The organism is Arthrobacter woluwensis (assembly GCF_900105345.1).
GTDB classification, from domain to species: Bacteria; Actinomycetota; Actinomycetes; order Actinomycetales; family Micrococcaceae; genus Arthrobacter_E; species Arthrobacter_E woluwensis.
This window is the reverse complement of record NZ_FNSN01000003.1, coordinates 1,650,241-1,667,762: the sequence shown is the minus strand read 5'-3', so window position 1 is coordinate 1,667,762 and position 17,522 is coordinate 1,650,241. Positions and strand designations below refer to the sequence as shown.

General features: G+C 69.4%; 15 protein-coding genes and 3 tRNA genes. 8 read left to right on the top strand and 10 right to left on the bottom strand.

The annotated features are described in order from the left end of the window. The first annotated feature begins 67 nt into the window (after positions 1-67). The 5 genes from BLV63_RS08250 to BLV63_RS08230 all read left to right on the top strand — a co-directional run bounded on the left by BLV63_RS08250 (position 68) and on the right by BLV63_RS08230 (position 6,715). Positions 68-1,360: an ABC transporter substrate-binding protein gene (locus tag BLV63_RS08250; RefSeq protein WP_066210771.1), complete on the top strand. Its 1,293-nt coding sequence runs from the start codon at positions 68-70 to the stop codon at positions 1,358-1,360. After that, entirely contained in the window at positions 1,357-2,259 is a 903-nt protein-coding gene (locus tag BLV63_RS08245; protein ID WP_066210773.1) for a carbohydrate ABC transporter permease, read from the top strand. Before BLV63_RS08250 ends, BLV63_RS08245 begins: the two co-directional genes overlap by 4 nt. Further along, complete coding sequence (locus tag BLV63_RS08240; protein WP_066210775.1) at positions 2,259-3,167, top strand: carbohydrate ABC transporter permease; 909 nt, start codon at positions 2,259-2,261, stop codon at positions 3,165-3,167. Before BLV63_RS08245 ends, BLV63_RS08240 begins: the two co-directional genes overlap by 1 nt. A 47-nt stretch (positions 3,168-3,214) precedes the next feature. Beyond that, positions 3,215-4,921, top strand: coding sequence for a glycoside hydrolase family 13 protein (locus BLV63_RS08235; RefSeq protein ID WP_066210777.1), 1,707 nt, complete (start codon positions 3,215-3,217; stop codon positions 4,919-4,921). Positions 4,922-4,996: 75 nt separating this feature from the next. Then, positions 4,997-6,715: a glycoside hydrolase family 13 protein gene (locus tag BLV63_RS08230; RefSeq protein WP_066210780.1), complete on the top strand. Its 1,719-nt coding sequence runs from the start codon at positions 4,997-4,999 to the stop codon at positions 6,713-6,715. Between the two features lie 139 nt (positions 6,716-6,854). Here BLV63_RS08230 and leuD read toward each other — a convergent pair whose 3' ends face one another. After that, entirely contained in the window at positions 6,855-7,454 is a 600-nt protein-coding gene (leuD, locus tag BLV63_RS08225) for a 3-isopropylmalate dehydratase small subunit (protein WP_066210783.1), read from the bottom strand. 33 nt (positions 7,455-7,487) lie between these two features. Beyond that, the gene (gene leuC / locus BLV63_RS08220; protein WP_066210784.1) at positions 7,488-8,939 is read right to left on the bottom strand and encodes a 3-isopropylmalate dehydratase large subunit; all 1,452 of its coding nucleotides are present in this window, start codon (positions 8,937-8,939) and stop codon (positions 7,488-7,490) included. 133 nt (positions 8,940-9,072) lie between these two features. Between leuC and BLV63_RS08215 the strand changes: the two genes are divergently transcribed. Further along, positions 9,073-9,792: an IclR family transcriptional regulator gene (locus tag BLV63_RS08215; RefSeq protein ID WP_066210786.1), complete on the top strand. Its 720-nt coding sequence runs from the start codon at positions 9,073-9,075 to the stop codon at positions 9,790-9,792. A gap of 15 nt (positions 9,793-9,807) precedes the next feature. Next, on the top strand, positions 9,808-10,347 hold the full coding sequence (locus BLV63_RS08210; protein WP_066210789.1) for a DUF1697 domain-containing protein: 540 nt from the start codon (positions 9,808-9,810) through the stop codon (positions 10,345-10,347). Between the two features lie 213 nt (positions 10,348-10,560). Here BLV63_RS08210 and BLV63_RS08205 read toward each other — a convergent pair. The 7 genes from BLV63_RS08205 to BLV63_RS08175 form a co-directional block, all read right to left on the bottom strand. Continuing rightward, positions 10,561-10,636 (bottom strand) — tRNA-Glu (locus tag BLV63_RS08205). Positions 10,637-10,738: 102 nt separating this feature from the next. Continuing rightward, positions 10,739-10,811 (bottom strand) — tRNA-Glu (locus BLV63_RS08200). Between the two features lie 64 nt (positions 10,812-10,875). Next, positions 10,876-10,947: transfer RNA gene (locus BLV63_RS08195), tRNA-Gln, on the bottom strand. A 114-nt stretch (positions 10,948-11,061) separates the two neighbouring features. Beyond that, positions 11,062-11,916: an HAD family hydrolase gene (locus tag BLV63_RS08190; protein WP_066210791.1), complete on the bottom strand. Its 855-nt coding sequence runs from the start codon at positions 11,914-11,916 to the stop codon at positions 11,062-11,064. Positions 11,917-11,924: 8 nt separating this feature from the next. Beyond that, positions 11,925-13,442 carry a glutamate--tRNA ligase gene (gltX, locus tag BLV63_RS08185; RefSeq protein WP_066210795.1) on the bottom strand — a complete coding sequence of 506 codons (1,518 nt, stop codon included), beginning with the start codon at positions 13,440-13,442 and terminating at the stop codon, positions 11,925-11,927. Between the two features lie 140 nt (positions 13,443-13,582). Then, positions 13,583-14,359 carry a fumarylacetoacetate hydrolase family protein gene (locus tag BLV63_RS08180; RefSeq protein ID WP_066210797.1) on the bottom strand — a complete coding sequence of 259 codons (777 nt, stop codon included), beginning with the start codon at positions 14,357-14,359 and terminating at the stop codon, positions 13,583-13,585. 242 nt (positions 14,360-14,601) lie between these two features. Continuing rightward, on the bottom strand, positions 14,602-15,222 hold the full coding sequence (locus BLV63_RS08175) for a TetR/AcrR family transcriptional regulator (RefSeq protein WP_066210799.1): 621 nt from the start codon (positions 15,220-15,222) through the stop codon (positions 14,602-14,604). 62 nt (positions 15,223-15,284) lie between these two features. Between BLV63_RS08175 and BLV63_RS08170 the strand changes: the two genes are divergently transcribed. Beyond that, positions 15,285-16,511, top strand: a complete 1,227-nt coding sequence (locus tag BLV63_RS08170) for a beta-ketoacyl-[acyl-carrier-protein] synthase family protein (RefSeq protein ID WP_066210801.1) — start codon at positions 15,285-15,287, stop codon at positions 16,509-16,511. Here the strand turns inward: BLV63_RS08170 and BLV63_RS08165 are convergent. After that, positions 16,508-17,389, bottom strand: coding sequence for an MBL fold metallo-hydrolase (locus BLV63_RS08165; protein WP_306306583.1), 882 nt, complete (start codon positions 17,387-17,389; stop codon positions 16,508-16,510). The genes BLV63_RS08170 and BLV63_RS08165 overlap by 4 nt on opposite strands. Positions 17,390-17,522: the final 133 nt, after the last annotated feature.

Here is a 17,522-nt window from a genome sequence, read left to right as displayed (position 1 = left end):
GGCAACTTTCAGAAGGACTTCCCGCCCGGCGCCTGCGGTCCGAGCACCGCACGACGAAAGGACAACGGTGTCTGTGAAACCGACACGGGCCAAGCGCGCGGCGGGGCTGGCGTTGAGCCTCGCCCTGCTGGGCGGCCTGCTCTCAGGGTGTGCGAGCGACGGCGGGACGGAGACCATCCGTTTCACGTTCAGCAAGCGCGAAGCGATTCCCTTCATGACCAAGATGGTGAACGAGTACAACGCCTCGCAGGACAAGACGCGCGTCGTGCTGGACACCTCCGGCGTCGACGTGGTCTCGGCGAGTTTCGTCCGCGGGAACCCGCCGGATCTGATGCTGGCGAACTACAACACCGAGGTCTCACGGTTCATCGACCGCTGCGCGCTCAGCGATCTGAGCGGCACGGCCGCCGCGGGGCAGATCCGCGAGGACTACCAGCCCCTGCTTGATCAGTACGGCCACTGCGAGGGACGGCAGAGCGCACTCCCCTACTCCGTCATGGCGTCCTCGGTCATCTACGACAAGAAGATCTTCGCCGCCCATGGCATCGCCGTGCCGAAGACCTGGGACCAGCTCCTCGCCGCCTGCGAGGCCCTCAAGACCGCCGGCGTCACGCCGTTCCAGGCCACCATCATGGACAACTGGACGGTCGGCCAAGGCTGGTTCGACTACGCCGTGGGCGGCTCGCTCGATGTCGTGGACTTCTACCAGCGCCTCGCCGCCGAAGGCGACACGGTGGGCACGACGTCGAAGACGTCCTTCTCCCAGGCCTTCGCCGCGCCGATGGCCCGGATGCAGCAGCTCCTGAAATACACCAACAAGAACGCCTCCAGCCAGACCTACGGCGACGGCAACCTCGCCTTCGCGCAGGGCAAGGCGGCCATGTACCTGCAAGGGCCGTGGGCGTTCAGCGAGATCGCCAAGACGGCGCCCGATCTGGAGCTCGGCACCTTCCCGCTGCCGATGACGAACGACGAGAAGGACCTGGCCGTGCGGGTCAATCTGGACCTCGCCGCCATGGTGCCCCAGGCCTCGAAGCACCAGGAGGCCGCCCGGGCGTTCCTGGACTACCTCTACAAGCCCGAGCACATCCAGGCGTACAACGACTCCCAGCTGGGTTTCACCCCGCTCAAGGGCGCCGCGCCGCCGAAGGATCCCCGGGTCGCCGGGATGATCCCCTACGTCGACCAGGGCAAGGTCTACCAGGGCCCCTCGGTCCTCATCCCGAAGACCATCCCGGTCTTCAACTACGCCCAGGCGATCGCCCTCGGCGCCCAGCCCGAAGCCACCCTGCGCACCCTCGACGCCGACTGGGCGCGCCTCGCGTTCCGGGCGCCGGCCCCGAAGGAGAAGACGAAATGAGCACCTCCACCAGCGCCGCGGGGCGCACGGTCCGGCGCGGCCGCCGTCGCGTCGAACCCGTCTACTGGCTCTTCCTGCTGCCGAGCCTCGTCCTGTTCACCCTGGCCATCACAGTGCCCGGCATCATCGGCATCACGTTCAGCTTCACCGACTCCATCGGCGTCGGCGACTGGAGCTTCAACGGCCTGACCAACTACATCGCCTTGTTCAGCGACCCGGCCATCCTCCAGAGTTACCTGTTCACGTTCGGCTTCTCGATCGTGACCGTCCTCGTGGTCAACGTGATCGCCTTCCTCCTGGCGATCGGGCTCACGGCCCGCATCCGGTTCAAGACCGGGCTCCGCACCGTCTTCGTGATCCCGATGGTCATCTCCGGCATCATCATCGCGTACGTCTTCAACTTCCTGTTCTCGAACTCGCTGCCCGCCGTCGGCTCGGCCACGGGCGTGACCTGGCTGCAGACGAGCCTGCTCGCCAATCCGGACCTCGCCTGGGTGGCGATCGTGGCCGTCACCGCCTGGCAGGCCATCCCCGGCACGCTGCTCATCTACATCGCCGGACTCCTCTCGGTCCCGGGCGACGTCTACGAAGCGGCCGATCTGGACGGGGCGAGCAAGACGCAGCAGCTCCTGCGGGTGACCATGCCGCTCGTGGCCGGCTACGTGGTCATCAACGTCATCCTCGGCTTCAAGGGATTCCTGAACGCCTACGACATCATCAAGGGCCTCACCGACGGCGGGCCAGGCACCTCGACCCGCAGCATCGCCATGAGCATCATCGCCGGTTTCAACGGCGGCGACTACGGCTACCAGATGGCCAACGCGACGATCTTCTTCGTCGTCGCGGTCCTCATCTCCCTGCTCCAGCTCTCGCTGACCCGCGGAAGGAACGCACTCTGATGTCGACGCAGACGCTTCTCACCCCCGAGACCCACGCCACCGACGGCGAGCGCGGCAAGGACCGTGTCCGCACGCCCCGCGTCCGCATGGAGCGGGTCAACTGGCCCGCCACCGTCCTGCTCCTGCTCTGCGCGGTCACCGTGCTCCTGCCGCTCTACGTCACCCTCTCGATGGCGTTCAAGACCGGGGCGCAGGCCGTGGACGGCAACGCCTTCTCCCTGCCCGCGCCCTTCTCGGTCGACGGCTTCGTGCAGGCCTGGAACCTGACGAGCTTCCCCGTCGGGGCAGGCGTCAGCCTCCTGGTGACGGCCGGCACCGTGCTGCTCACCATCGTGCTCTCGGCGTTCACGTCGTACGCGATCGTGCGCAACTGGGACCGCAAGGTGTTCCGTTACTCGTTCTACTACCTGCTGGCCGCGATGTTCATCCCGTTCCCGGTGGTGGCGCTGCCGCAGATCCAGCTCACCGGGCTCCTGCACCTGGACAACCCGCTCGGTGTCATCCTGCTGGCCAGCATGTTCCAGCTGAGCTTCAGCGTGCTGCTGTTCACCGCCTTCCTCCGATCGATCCCGCTCGAGCTCGAGGAGAGCGCCCGGATCGACGGGGCGAGCACCTGGGTGACGTTCTGGCGCATCATCTTCCCGCTGCTCGCCCCCATGAGCGCCACGGTGGGCATCTTCGCGTTCCTGTACGCCTGGAACGACTTCATGATGCCGTCCCTCATCATCTCGGATCCGGCGCTGCAGACCCTTCCGGTTCGGCAGAACCTGTTCCAGACTCAATTCAGCAATAACTACAACGTGTCCTTCGCGTCCTACCTCATGGCGATGGCCCCCGCGATCGTCGCCTACCTGTTCACGCAGCGCTGGGTCATGGCGGGCGTCACCCAGGGCGCCGTCAAGGGCTGACGCCCGCTCCGCCGCATCCGTCACACCGACTTCTCCGAGGAATCCCCATGGCAGCAGAACCCGTCCTTCTTCCCGAGGCCACCTGGTGGCGTCAGGCCGCCGTCTACCAGATCTACCCCCGCTCCTTCGCGGACGCCAACGGCGACGGCATCGGCGATCTGCGAGGCATCATCTCCCGTGTCCCGTACCTGGCTGAGCTGGGGATCGACGCCGTGTGGCTCAGTCCCTTCTACCCCTCGGCTCTCGCGGACGGCGGCTACGACGTGGCGGACTACCGCGACGTCGACCCGCGGATCGGCACACTCGCCGAGTTCGACGAGATGGTGACCGCCCTGCACGCGGCGGGCATCCGCGTCATCGTGGACATCGTGCCGAACCACTCCTCGGACGAGCACGCATGGTTCCGGGAGGCCCTGGTCTCGCCCTGCGGCTCCGCGGCCCGGGAGCGGTACATCTTCCGCGACGGGCTGGGTGAGCACGGGGAGATCCCGCCGTCGGACTGGGACTCCGTGTTCGGCGGACCCGCCTGGGAGCGCATCACCGAACCGGACGGCACTCCCGGCCAGTGGTACCTGCACACCTTCGCGAAGGAACAGCCGGACTTCAACTGGGACAATCCCGAAGTCCGGGAGGACTTCCTGAAGACCCTGCGCTTCTGGTCCGACCGCGGGGTCGACGGGTTCCGCGTGGACGTGGCGAACCTCCTGGTGAAGGACCTTCCGGAGACGCTCCCCAGCCGGGCGGAACTGGACGCCCTGGACCGCGACTCGGGCACGCACCCGCTCATGGACCGGGACGAGGTGCACGAGATCTACGCGGACTGGCGCGCCGTGTTCAACGAGTACGACCCGCCCCGCACGGCGGTCGCCGAGGCGTGGGTGGACTCGCCGGTGCGCCGTGCGAAGTACGCCTCGCCGGACGGTCTGGGCCAGGCCTTCAACTTCGATCTCCTGACCGCGGACTTCGACCCGGAGGCGTTCCGGCGGATCGTCACGGAGAACCTCGCCCAGTCGGCGACCACCGGCTCGTCCTCCACCTGGGTGCTCTCCAACCACGACGTCACCCGGCACGCCACCCGCTACGGTCTGCCGCCGCTGGGCGATCGCAAGGGCGTGAAGCAGGGCATCGAGTGGATGATCGCCGGGGCGCCGGCCGATGGCGTCGATCCCGCGCTCGGCCTCGCCCGGGCCCGCGCCGCGACGCTCTTCCTCCTGGCCCTGCCCGGGAGCACCTACCTCTACCAGGGAGAGGAGCTCGGCCTGCAGGAGGTCGGCGACCTGCCCGCCGAGGCGCGGCAGGACCCGGCCTACCACCGCTCGGTGCATCAGCCTGCCTGGTCCTACGACGGTCTGGGGCGCGACGGCTGCCGCGTGCCACTCCCCTGGACATCGTCCGAACCGTCCTTCGGCTTCGGTCCGGGCGGCGCCCATCTGCCCCAGCCGGAGTGGTTCGGCGCATACTCGGTGGAGGCCGAAGAGTCGGACCCGGCGTCGACCCTCCATCTGTACCGCACGGCTCTGCGCCTGCGCAGCACGCTGCAGGGCGCAGAGACACTGGACTGGGTGGAGACGCCCGGCACGGCACTCGGCTTCACCCGTCCCGGCGGCTGGCTGACGATCACCAACTTCGGCCAGGAACCCGTGGAGCTGCCCGTCGGGGAACTGCTGCTCGCCAGCGCGCCCGTGGAGAACGGCCTGCTGCCCGGCTCCGCGACCGCGTGGCTGCGCGTCCCGGACGCAGCGGCCTCGGCCTGACCGCCTTCGATCCCGTTCCCGGCTCAGGCGATCCCCTGGGCCGGGAACACCCCCGACCTTCCCACAAGGAGCATTGTGAGCACCACCGCACCCGAGGCACAGCACCGCGACGCCGATCACCTGAGCGACCCCGAGTGGTGGCGCCAGGCGGCCGTCTATCAGATCTACCCGCGCAGCTTCGCCGACGCCGATGGTGACGGCATCGGCGATCTGCCCGGCATCACCTCCAAGGTCGGCTACCTCCGCGAGCTGGGGATCGACGCCGTCTGGCTGAGCCCCTTCTACCCCTCAGCCCTGGCCGACGGCGGCTACGACGTGGACGACTACCGCGACGTCGATCCCCGGCTCGGGACCCTCGCCGACTTCGACGACATGGTCACCGCCCTCCACGCGGCCGGCATCCGCCTCATCGTCGACATCGTGCCGAACCACTCCTCGGACCGTCACGAGTGGTTCCGGGAAGCGCTGACCTCGGAGCCCGGCTCCCCCGCCCGCAACCGGTACATCTTCCGCGACGGCAAAGGCGAGCACGGCGAGCTGCCGCCGTCCGACTGGGATTCGGTCTTCGGCGGACCCGCGTGGGAGCGCATCACCGAACCGGACGGCACCCCGGGCCAGTGGTACTTCCACCTGTTCGCCAAGGAACAGCCGGACTTCAACTGGGACAACCCGGAGGTGCGCGAGGACTTCCTCAAGACCCTGCGCTTCTGGTCCGACCGCGGCGTCGACGGTTTCCGCGTGGACGTGGCGCATGGGATGGTCAAGGACTTCTCCGAGCCGATGCCGTCCAAGGCGGACCTCCAGGCGCTGAACACCGGGACGGACGGGTTCGTGGACGGCTCCCACCCGTTCTGGGACCGCGACGCGGTGCACGAGATCTACGCCGAGTGGCGCGCGGTCTTCAACGAGTATTCCCCCGCCCGCACCGCCGTGGCCGAGGCCTGGGTGCACCCGGACCGCCGCGCCCGGTACGCGAGCCCGGAGGGCCTCGGCCAGGCGTTCAATTTCGACCTGCTCCAGGCCGACTTCCGGGCCGAGGACTTCCGCGAGATCATCACGAAGAACCTCGCCGAGGCTGCGGCGAGCGGCGCCTCCTCCACGTGGGTCTTCTCCAACCACGACGTGGTCCGGCACGCCACGCGCTACGGGCTGCCCGAGTCCGGCCCGGCGGATTCGGGCGCCATCATGGCGAACGCCGGCAAGTCCTGGCTGCTCGACGGCGGTGACCCGGCCGTCGTGGACGCCGCCCTCGGCCTGCGCCGCGCCCGCGCCGCGACCCAGCTCATGCTCGCCCTGCCGGGCTCGTCCTATCTGTACCAGGGCGAGGAACTCGGCCTCCAGGAGGTCGGCCAGATCCCGGACGCCGAGCGGCAGGACCCGTCGTTCTTCCGGAACCCCGGTGTGGAGATCGGCCGCGACGGCTGCCGTGTGCCCCTGCCCTGGACGTCGTCCGGATCGTCCTTCGGCTTCGGGGCGGGCGGTTCGCACCTGCCCCAGCCCCAGTGGTTCGCGGAGCACTCGGTGCAAGCGGAGGAAGCGGACGAGGACTCCACGCTGAACTTCTACCGCAAGGCCCTGGCTCTTCGCGCCGAGCTCCAGGGCGCCGAGGATCTCGAATGGCTGCCCACGGAGGAGCCCTCGGTGCTCGCCTTCCGGCGTCCCGGCGGCTGGATCAGCGTGACGAACTTCGGCGACGCCCCGGCCACACTCCCGGAGGGCGAGGTCCTGCTGAGCAGCGGCCCTCTCGAGGGACACTCCCTCCCGGGCGCGACCACCGCCTGGCTGCGGGCCTGACCAGCCGCGCACCGGCTGACGCTCCCTCCGCACGACGACGGCGGCCCCTCCCGCGGGAGGGGCCGCCGTCGTCGTGTGGCACGTCAGGCCTGGCCGGCCGTGCGGCCGACCAGCACGCGGCCGCTCAGCGCTCTGCCGCTCAGCTTTTGGCGGGGAGCGTCTTCGGCTTGAAGGACGGGCGCGTCGCCTCATAGGCGGTGATGTCCTCTTCGTGCTGCAGGGTCAGCCCGATGTCGTCCAAGCCTTCCAGCAGACGCCAGCGGGTGTAGTCGTCGATCTGGAACGGCGCCACGACGTTGCCGCACTCGACGACCTTGGACTCCAGGTCCACGCGCACCTCGGTGCCCGGAGCGTTCTCCAGGACCTTCCAGATCAGTTCGATGTCGTCCTGCTCCAGCACGGCGGCCAGGAGGCCCTGCTTACCGGAGTTGCCGCGGAAGATGTCGGCGAAACGGGAGGACAGCACGGCCTTGAAACCGTAGTCCTTGAGCGCCCAGACCGCGTGTTCGCGCGAGGAGCCGGTGCCGAAGTCGGGGCCGGCCACCAGCACGGACCCGCGGTTGAAGGGCTCCCGGTTCAGGATGAAGTTCTCATCCTTGCGCCAGCCGGCGAACAGGGCGTCTTCGAAGCCCGTCCGGGTGATGCGCTTGAGGTAGACGGCGGGGATGATCTGGTCCGTGTCGACGTTGCTCTGACGCAGCGGGACGCCGATCCCGGTGTGGGTGGTGAATTTTTCCATCGTTTGCTCCTGGGAATTCGTGTCGCGGCGGGCTCAGGCGGCGGCAGCGCCGGCGGCGTCCTGGGCCAGGGGTTCCAGATCCGACGGGGAGCTCAGCGTCCCGCGGACCGCGGTGGCGGCGGCCACCACGGGCGAGACCAGGTGCGTGCGCCCGCCCTTGCCCTGGCGGCCTTCGAAGTTGCGGTTGGAGGTGGAGGCGCAGCGCTCACCCGGGGCCAGTTGGTCCGGGTTCATGCCGAGGCACATCGAGCAGCCCGCGAAGCGCCACTCGGCGCCGAACTCCTTGAAGACCTTGTCCAGGCCGATCGCCTCCGCCTCCAGACGGACGCGGGCGGAACCGGGGACCACCATCATGCGGACGTTGGGATCCTTGCGACGGCCACGGATGACGTCCGCGGCGGCCTGCAGGTCCTCCAGGCGTGAGTTGGTGCAGGAGCCGAGGAAGACCGTGTCCACCCGGATGTCCTTCATCGGGGTGCCGGCTTCCAGGTCCATGTACTCCAGGGCGCGGCGTGCGGCGGCCTTCTGGTTCTCGTCGCCGAAGGACTCGGGGTCCGGGACGGTCTGCGAGAGGGACACGCCCTGGCCCGGGTTGGTGCCCCAGGTGACGAACGGCTCGAGGGTGTCGGCGTCCAGGAACACCTCCTCGTCGAAGACGGCGCCCTCATCGGTGTGCAGGGTGTTCCAGTACTCGACGGCGGCGTCCCAGTCGGCGCCTTCGGGGGCGTGCGGGCGGCCCTTCATGAATTCGTAGGTGGTCTGGTCCGGCGCCACCATGCCGGCGCGGGCGCCGGCCTCGATGGACATGTTGCAGATGGTCATGCGGGCTTCCATGGACAGCGCCCGGATGGCGGAGCCGCGGTATTCCAGGACGTAGCCCTGTCCGCCGCCCGTGCCGATCTTGGCGATGACCGCCAGGATGATGTCCTTTGAGGAGACGCCCGGCTTCAGGGTGCCCTCCACGTTGATGGCCATGGTCTTGAACGGCTTCAGAGACAGCGTCTGGGTGGCCATGACGTGCTCGACCTCGGAGGTGCCGATGCCCATGGCCAGCGCGCCGAACGCGCCGTGCGTGGAGGTGTGGGAGTCGCCGCACACCACGGTCATGCCGGGCTGCGTCAGACCGAGCTGCGGGCCGACGACGTGGACGATGCCCTGTTCCTTGTCGCCCAGGGAGTGCAGACGGACACCGAACTCCTTGCAGTTGGCGCGCAGCGTCTCGATCTGGGTGCGGCTGGTGGGATCCGGGATCGGCTTGTCGATGTCGATCGTCGGGGTGTTGTGATCTTCGGTGGCGATCGTCAGGTCCGGGCGGCGCAGCGGACGGCCCGCCAGGCGCAGGCCTTCGAAGGCCTGCGGAGAGGTCACCTCGTGCACCAGGTGAAGGTCGATGAAGAGGAGATCGGGCTGGGCGTTGACTCCTTCGCCCTCGCCTTTACGCACGATGTGCGCGTCCCAGACCTTCTCGGCCAGTGTCTTCGGCATGGCCTTCTCCCTTCATTGCGCGGGCCGGTGGCCCCGCGGTGTGCTGATGCTGTATTTCAACTGTTCCAGCCTGCACCGGAGAGTGCCAGCGAAATGATTTGCATCTCAGATATTGAGACGGCAATATCATTGTATGGACACTTCAAGTGGCGTCGGCGTCATCGACAAAGCGGCTCAGGTTCTCGACGCTCTCGAGGCCGGACCGACCACCCTGGCACAGCTGGTCGCTGCCACCGGACTCGCACGTCCCACGGTGCACCGGCTCGCCCTCGCCCTCGTGCATCACCGCCTGGTGAGCCGCGACATGCAGGGCCGCTTCGTGCTCGGCAGCCGCCTCGTCGAGCTGGCCTCCGCCGCCGGCGAGGACCGCCTGATCGCCTCCGCCGGCCCGGTGCTCCTCCAGTTGCGGGACGCCACCGGCGAATCCGCCCAGATCTTCCGCCGCCAGGGCGAATGGCGCGTGTGCGTCGCCTCCGCCGAGCGCCCGGTCGGCCTGCGGGACACCATCCCCGTGGGCACCCAGCTGTCCATGAAGGCCGGCTCCGCCGCCCAGGTGCTGCTCGCCTGGGAGGACCACGACCGTCTGCTGGAGGGCCTGCAGAACGCCCGCTTCACCCCGACCGTCCTTGCCGGCGTACGACGCCGCGGCTGGGCTCAGAGCCTCGGCGAGCGCGAGCCGGGGGTCGCCTCCGTCTCGGCCCCCGTCCGCGGCCCGTCCGGTCGTGTGATCGCCGCCGTCTCGATTTCCGGACCGATCGAACGCCTCACGCGCCAGCCGGGCCGGATGCACGCCGAGGTCGTCTGCAACGCCGGGCGCCTGCTCACCGAAGCATTGCGCAAAGGCAACGACTGAGGCACGGTTGAGGTCATGACCGAGCCGCACCGCTACGCCGTCTTCCTCCGCGGGATCAACGTGGGAGGGATCAACATCCGGATGGCGGACCTCAAAGCCTGCCTGAGCGAGGGGCCGTTCCGGAACGTGAAGACGCTGCTGGCCACAGGCAACGTGATCCTGGACTCGGATTCCGGGCCTGAAGCCGTAAAGAAGGCCTGCGAGGACGCCCTGCGGGCCCGGTTCGGCTATGACGCCTGGGTGATCGTCACAGACCGCGACGAGATCGACCGGATCGTCGAGGCCACCCCGTATCCGGCCGACGATCCCGAGCAGCACTCCTACGTCACCCTGGCCAGCGACCCTCAAGTTCTGGACTCCCTGATCGAGGCCGCCTCGGCCCTGGGCCCCACGGGCATCGTCCGCCTGACGCCAGGCGCCATCGCGACCCAGGTGGCCGTGGGGTCCAGCACGGACGCACCCGTCTCCAAGCTCATGGCACGGGCCGCCTACAAGCCCTACACCACCACCCGGAACCTCCGGACGCTCCTCAAGGTCCAGGCCGCCCTCGCCTGAGAGCCGCGCCCCGGTCGCGCCGCCCACGCCCAGGCTCCCATCTGTCGAGTTCGGGGGTTCGTTCCGAGCGCGGTGCCTGCAGCCCCTGTTCTCGGAACGAACCCCCGAACTCACGAAACGGGCGAGTGGAACAGGCAACCGAACCCCCGAACTCGGCGAACGGCCAGGCTTAAACGCAAGAATCCCCGGCCCATGTGGACCGGGGATTCTTCGTGGTGACCCCAGCGGGATTCGAACCCGCGTTACCGCCGTGAGAGGGCGGCGTACTAGGCCGCTATACGATGGGGCCGAGCACTTACGGCTCTTGTTCCGGAGAACAACGCCGCACCGATTGTCGCCTGCGAACAGACGTGAAGACCATCCACCCGGCATGCCGCGTGAATGGATTTCGTGACCCCAGCGGGATTCGAACCCGCGTTACCGCCGTGAGAGGGCGGCGTACTAGGCCGCTATACGATGGGGCCAGTACTTTTCGGAGGATCAGAGAAAACTCGACCTTCCGGCTGTTTTCCCGAAGGAAAACCTGCGCTGGGATACCAGGACTCGAACCTAGAATGACGGTACCAGAAACCGTAGTGTTGCCAATTACACCATATCCCATCGGCATCTCAGGGCATTCGCCGGTTCCCCCTGCGGTTCACCGTGCCCCTCAGCACGAGTAATTACTTTACCTGCTCGCCTGGCCGCTGACAAATCGGCGGCCGGAGCGGTGGATCACACCGCGTCACCGACGCTCAGGGACTCCTGCGCCGGGTCGTTCAGCTCGATCAGGGCCGGCACCTCGGACAAGGACCGGATGGTCAGGCGCTCCCCGGCAGGCCGTACGAATCCGGGCACGGGAGAGTTCCCGGAGCTGCCGCTCCCAGGGATGCCGCGATCCAGGTACACGCCCTTCAGCCCGGCGGCCACGGCGCCGTCGTGATCCACCACCGGGTTGTCCCCGACGTACCAGCAGTCCCCTGGCGCCACGCCCAGCCGGCGGGCACCCTCGTGGAAGATGGCAGGGTCGGGCTTGGTCACGCCGAGGGTGTCGGTCCCCACCACCACGGTGATGCGGGACAGCCCGGCGTAGCCCAGCTTGGCCCGCTGAAACGCCTCCACGTTGTTGCTGACAGCCCCATACGGGATACCGTGCGCGTCGAGGAGATCGAGCACGGGGAGCACGTCCGGGAACGGGGTCACCCCGGACTCGGCGAGCTCGGCGAACCGGGCGACCCAGCGCAGGGCCAGCTCGTCGTCGACCGTCAGGGCAAGCGGTTCCGCCGCCCGGTGCAGCCGCAGGATCCGCATGGACCGGAAGTCCAGGCGGCCGGTGAGGTAGTCGTCGTAGGCGCCCGTGACGTCCTGCACGAAGTGCTCACTGAACGCCAGCCAGCGACGGCGGGCCTCGACGTCGTGCGCGGAAAGTCCCGCGCCGTCCGCGGCGGGCACGCCGGAACCCAGCCCCAGAGACGCCAGTGCCCCGGGCGGCAGAACCTCGAGGAGGCTGCCGCCCAGGGCGCGGGTCATGGCGGAGGCCAGGTCCACGAGGGTGTCATCGATGTCGAACAGGACTCCCGTGGGGACCATGGCCGGCCTCAGCGGGTGGCGCGGAAGGCGCGGAGACGGGCCAGGGAGGAGTCCTTCCCCAGGATCACCATCGACTCGAACAGCGGCGGCGAGATCCGGCGGCCGGAGAGGGCCGTGCGGACCGGACCGAAGGCCAGGCGGGGCTTGAGTCCCAGGCCGTCCACCAGAGCGCCTCGCAGGGCCTCCTGGATGGTCTGGGCGTTCCAGTCCTCCAAGGCGTCCAGGGCGTCGACCGCGGCGTCCAGGGCCTCTCCGGCGTTCTCCGGCATACCCTTCAGCGCGTCATCCGCGACGTCGATCGCGTCGTCGGCCTTGAAGAGGAAGGCGAGCATCTCCGGGGCCTCGCCCAGCAGGGTGATGCGCTCCTGGACCAGCGGCGCGGCCTCGGTGAGGATCTCCTCCTCGCGGCCGGTAAGGGTCTCCCCCACCAGGCCCGCGGCGCGCAGGTACGGCACCAGGCGGTTGCGGAAGTCCTCGGCGCCGAGCAGACGGATGTGGGTGCCGTTGATGGCGTCCGCCTTCTTCTGATCGAAGCGCGCCGGGTTGGCCAGGACGTCGTGGATGTCGAAGTTCGCCACGAGCTGGTCCACCGTGAAGATGTCCTCGTCGGCGGACAGCGACCAGCCGAGCAGGGCCAGGTAGTTCAGCAGGCCCTCCGGGATGAAGCCGCGGTCGCGCTGCAGGAAGAGGCTGGACTGCGGGTCGCGCTTGGAGAGCTTCTTGTTGCCCTCGCCCATGACGTACGGCAGGTGGCCGAAGAGCGGCATGTACTCGGCGACACCGATGGCGAACAGCGCGCGGTAGAGCGCGATCTGACGCGGCGTGGAGGACAGCAGGTCCTCGCCGCGGAGCACGTGCGTCACGCCCATGAGCGCGTCATCCACCGGGTTCACCAGGGTGTAGAGGGGCTGGCCGTTGGCGCGGACCACCACGAAGTCCGGCACGGATCCGGCCTTGAAGGTGATCTCGCCGCGCACCAGGTCGGTGAAGGTGAGGTCCTCGTCCGGCATGCGCAGGCGCAGCACGGGCTCACGGCCCTCCGCCTTGAACGCCGCCACCTGCTCCTCGCTCAGCTCGCGGTCGAAGCCGTCGTAGCCGAGCTTCGGGTCGCGGCCTGCGGCACGGTGCCGGGCCTCGATCTCCTCCGGGGTGGAGTAGGACTCGTAAACGTGCCCGCCGGCGACCAGCTTGGCGATGACGTCCTGGTAGATCTCGCCGCGCTGCGACTGGCGGTACGGTTCGTGCGGGCCACCGGTCACGACGCCTTCATCCCAGGTGATGCCGAGCCAGGCCAGGGCCTCGAGGAGCTGCTGGTAGCTCTCCTCCGAGTCGCGCTGCTGATCCGTGTCCTCGATGCGGAAGATCATCTTGCCGCCGGTGTGGCGGGCATAGGCCCAGTTGAACAGGGCGGTGCGGATCAGGCCGACGTGCGGGGTGCCCGTGGGAGACGGGCAGAAGCGCACGCGGACAGGCGTGGTGTCATCGACGCTGGGGATATCGGAGCCAAGGCGTTCAGCGGTAGTCATAGTGGTTCTAACTTTACGACTTCCCGAGAGCATCCACGGACGCCCCGGCTCAGTCCGGACAGCGCGACGGCGCGGAGCGGCTTCCGCCGCCACGCGCCGTCGCGCCCGGACAGGCCGTCCGGGAGGCTCGGGTGGGCCGCCTAGCGCCGCACCACCGGGTTGGTCAGCGTCCCGATGCCCTCGATCTCCACGGAGACCCGGTCCCCCTCGTTCAGCAGCCCGACGCCGGCCGGGGTGCCCGTGAGGATGACATCGCCGGGCAGGAGGGTGAACGCGCGGGACACCTCGGCGACGAGTTCCTTGACACCCCAGACCATGTCCGCGGTGTTCCCGTCCTGCTTGACCTCGCCGTTGACGAGCGTGCGCAGGCCGAGCGACTCGGTGTCCAGCTCGGTCTCGATCCACGGTCCCAGGGGCGCGGAGCCGTCGAAGCCCTTGGCGCGCGCCCACTGCTTCTCACGGCGCTGCACGTCGCGGGCGGTGAGGTCGTTGGAGCAGGTGTACCCGAAGATGACCTCGTCGGCGCGCTCCACCGGGACGTCCTTGCAGATACGGCCGATCACGACGGCGAGTTCGCCTTCGAAGGAGATCTCGTCGCTGAATTCGGGCAGGAAGACCGGCTCACCCGGGCCGATCACGGACGTGTTGGGCTTGAAGAAGAGCAGCGGCTCCTCGGGGACCTCATTGCCCAGCTCAGCGGCGTGTTCGGCGTAGTTGCGGCCGACACCCACCACCTTGCTGCGCGGGATGATCGGGGCCACGAGGCGGACGTCGACGAGCGGGTGGGTGGTTCCGGTCCGCTCGACACCGTTGAAGAACGGGTCGCCGTGGATGACGGTCACGGTCTCGGACCCGGCGGGGCCGTCGACGATGCCGTACTGGGGTTCGGAGTCAAGGACGAAACGGGCGATACGCATGGTGCTAAGTCTAGGGCGCGAGGGGCCCGACGCGAGCTTGCGAGCGTTGGGAGCGCCCTGGACGCTAGGGCGCGAGGGCCCCGGACGAGCGCAGCGAGTTCGGGGAGCGCACTAGACGCTAGGGCGCGAGGGGCCCCCGACGAGCGCCTCCCCCATGGTTCTGCGCCCTGATTCGCAGAGCGCGCCTCAATTGGGGCGCGGAAACCGATTCCGGGCGCAGAACGCGGTCTCAGTCCGGCGCCTCAGCCGAGCGGGTCAGCCTCGTCCCGGACGGTGAGCACTCCGGCCAGGTCCAGATCATCGGCCGTGCCGTCGGCGCCGGCACGGGAGAGGAGCGCCGCCCCCAGCGCCGTGCTCCAGAAGGTGCGGGCCTCGGCCTCGAGGGGCCGCGCCGTCGCCCACCCCCGGCCGTCGATCTGCTGCCGCAGGAACCGCTCCGACTGACGGAACAGCAGGTGCAGATGATGATCGACCACGGGAGCGAGTTCCGGCTTGGCGACCCCGGTCGCGAGGGCTTTCGCCACGAGGGGAAGCGCGGGAAGAGCGAGCACGGCACGAGAGATGTTGCGCCGGAACGCTTCGGCGTCGTGCGCCTGCCGTCCGATGCGTTCGACCCGCCGCGTCTCGTGCAGCAGCACCAGGAAGGCTGCGTGGAGCAGCAGGGAGTCCTTGGAACCGAAGTGATACGTGACCTGGTTCGGGAAGACCCCCGCCTCCCGGGCGATCTCCGCCACGCTCACGTCGAGGCTCCGCCGCTCGGAGCAGAGCCGGGCGGCGGCGGCCGTGAGCCGATTCCGGGTGGCGCGGCCGCGCTCCCCTCCCGTCGAGGGTACGGCGGTGGCCGTGCTTCGTTCCGCGATCATCCTTGAATTGTATGTGATACAACTTTAAACATTGTTGTATCACATACAAGAAAGGCGATCCCATGGAATCCTCCGCAGTGGTCATCACCGGCCTCGGCGCCATCACTCCCCTGGGCCCGGACGTTCCCACGACCTGGGCCGCCCTGCTCGCCGGTGGCTCGGGGCTGGGCGTCGTCTCGCTCCCCGGCACCGGTGTCGCGGAGCTCGCCCGGCAGGTCGCGGGCCGGATGGCGGTCGATCCTGCCACCCTGCTGGACCCTGTCCAGGCCAAGCGGCTCGACCGCTCCCAGCAAGCGGCCCTCGTGGCCACGGCGGAGGCGTGGGTGGACGCCGGGATGCCCGACGTCGACCCGGACCGTTTCGCCGTCGCCATCGGCACGGGCATCGGCGGGGTGACCACGCTGCTCGAGCAGGACGACGTGCTGGAGACCTCGGGGCAGCGCCGCGTCTCCCCACGGACGATCCCCATGCTCATGCCCAATGCCGCGGCCGCGACCATCAGCATCGAGTACGGCGCCCGCGGCGGCGCATACACCCCGGTGTCGGCCTGCTCGTCGGGAGCCGAGGCCATCGCGCTCGGGGCCCGGCTCATCAGGTCCGGGGAGGCGGACGTGGTGATCGCGGGAGGAACCGAGGCCGCGATCGCGCCGATCACCGTCGCCGGGTTCGCGCAGACCCGCGCCCTCGCGCAGCCCGGCGAGGACGCCGCCTCAGCCTCCCGGCCGTTCGCCGCCGACCGGCGGGGCTTCGTGCTCTCGGAAGGCGCCGCCGTCGTCGTCCTGGAGAGCGCCGAGCATGCGCGACGCCGTGGGGCGGCCGTTCACGCGGTCCTGGCCGGGGCGGGCATCACCTCCGACGCACACCACATCACGGCCCCGGCTCCGGACGGTTCGGGGCAGACCGCCGCCATGCGCAAGGCCCTCGCCCAGGCGGGACTGCGCCCCGAGGACATCTCCCACGTCAACGCTCATGCGACCGGGACACCGGTGGGCGATTCCGGCGAGGCCGAGGCCATCCGCGAGGTCTTCGGCCGGGCCACGGTCACGGCACCGAAAGCCGCGCTGGGCCATCTGTTCGGCGCCGCGGGCGCGATCGAGGCACTCCTGGCGGTCCTGAGCGTGGAACACGGGGTCGTCCCGCCCACCCGGAACCTCTCTCCGGACACGGTGGACCCCGGCATCGACCTGGACGTCGCCCTCGAACGGCGCGACACTCCGCAGGCCGCGGTGCTGAGCAACTCCTTCGGCTTCGGCGGGCAGAACGTGTCGCTCGTCGTCACCCGCGCCTAGTCGTCGCGGGAGTCCCGCAGGTACCTCAGCTGCGCCTCGACGCTCAGGCGCGCGGCACGCCTCACGCCGTCCGGCACGTCCGGATAGACGGCGGCGGTGACCGCGTCGACGTCGTCGCCCACGGCGGCGACAGCGCGGCGCACCTCGCCGAGCCGGGAGAGGCGGTGCTCGCGGTACTCCCGCACGACGACGCCGAGGTCCCCGCCCAGCCCGCCGTGGGCCGGGAACAGGGTCACCGGAGCCCCGGCGTCCTCCGCGAGGGCGGCCAGCTTCCCGAGGCTGGCGAGGTAGTCGGCGACCGTGCCGTCCGGGTGGTCCAGCATCGTGGTGCCGGCGCCGAGGATCGTGTCGCCACTCAGGAGGCCGCCGCCCTCCTGTCCCCCGTCCTCGCCGGGCGCCCGGACACCCAGCACATGGAAGCAGAGCGAATCGGAGGTGTGGCCCGGCGTCGCGATCACGCGGATCTCCAGGTCACCCACTCGCAACGTCTCCCCGTCCAGCAACGGTCCTGCGGCTCGGCAGAAGTCCGGGGACGCGGCCCGCACGGGAGCGCCGGTCATTTCCCGCAGCCGGTCGATGCCCGCCGTGTGGTCCGCGTGGCGGTGCGTGACCAGGATCAGCACCGGCCGGAGGGCGGCCAGCGCTGCCAGATGAGTCTCGTCCTCAGGCCCGGGATCAACGACCACGCACGCGCCGTCCGGCCCGATCACGTAACTCTGCGTGCCGCGCAGGCTCATGGGCCCGGGGTTCGGGGCGAGCAGCACCCGGAAGCCGGGACCGGCGTCGGTCAGGACACCGGACAGCAGCTCGGCGGGCAGAGGCACCTCGGCGGGCGAGGGCCGGCCGGGGGCGGGAGACCCCGTCTGCGGTTCAGACACGGGCGATACGGCGTCAGGAGTGGTGTCGGGCATGAGGACAGCTTGCCAGAAACGGCTGTGGCCGCCCAGCGACGCGATGCGTCACCGGGGGCGGCCACGGGAGGCCCTCAGAGGGAGGGCCGGGAAGAACGGG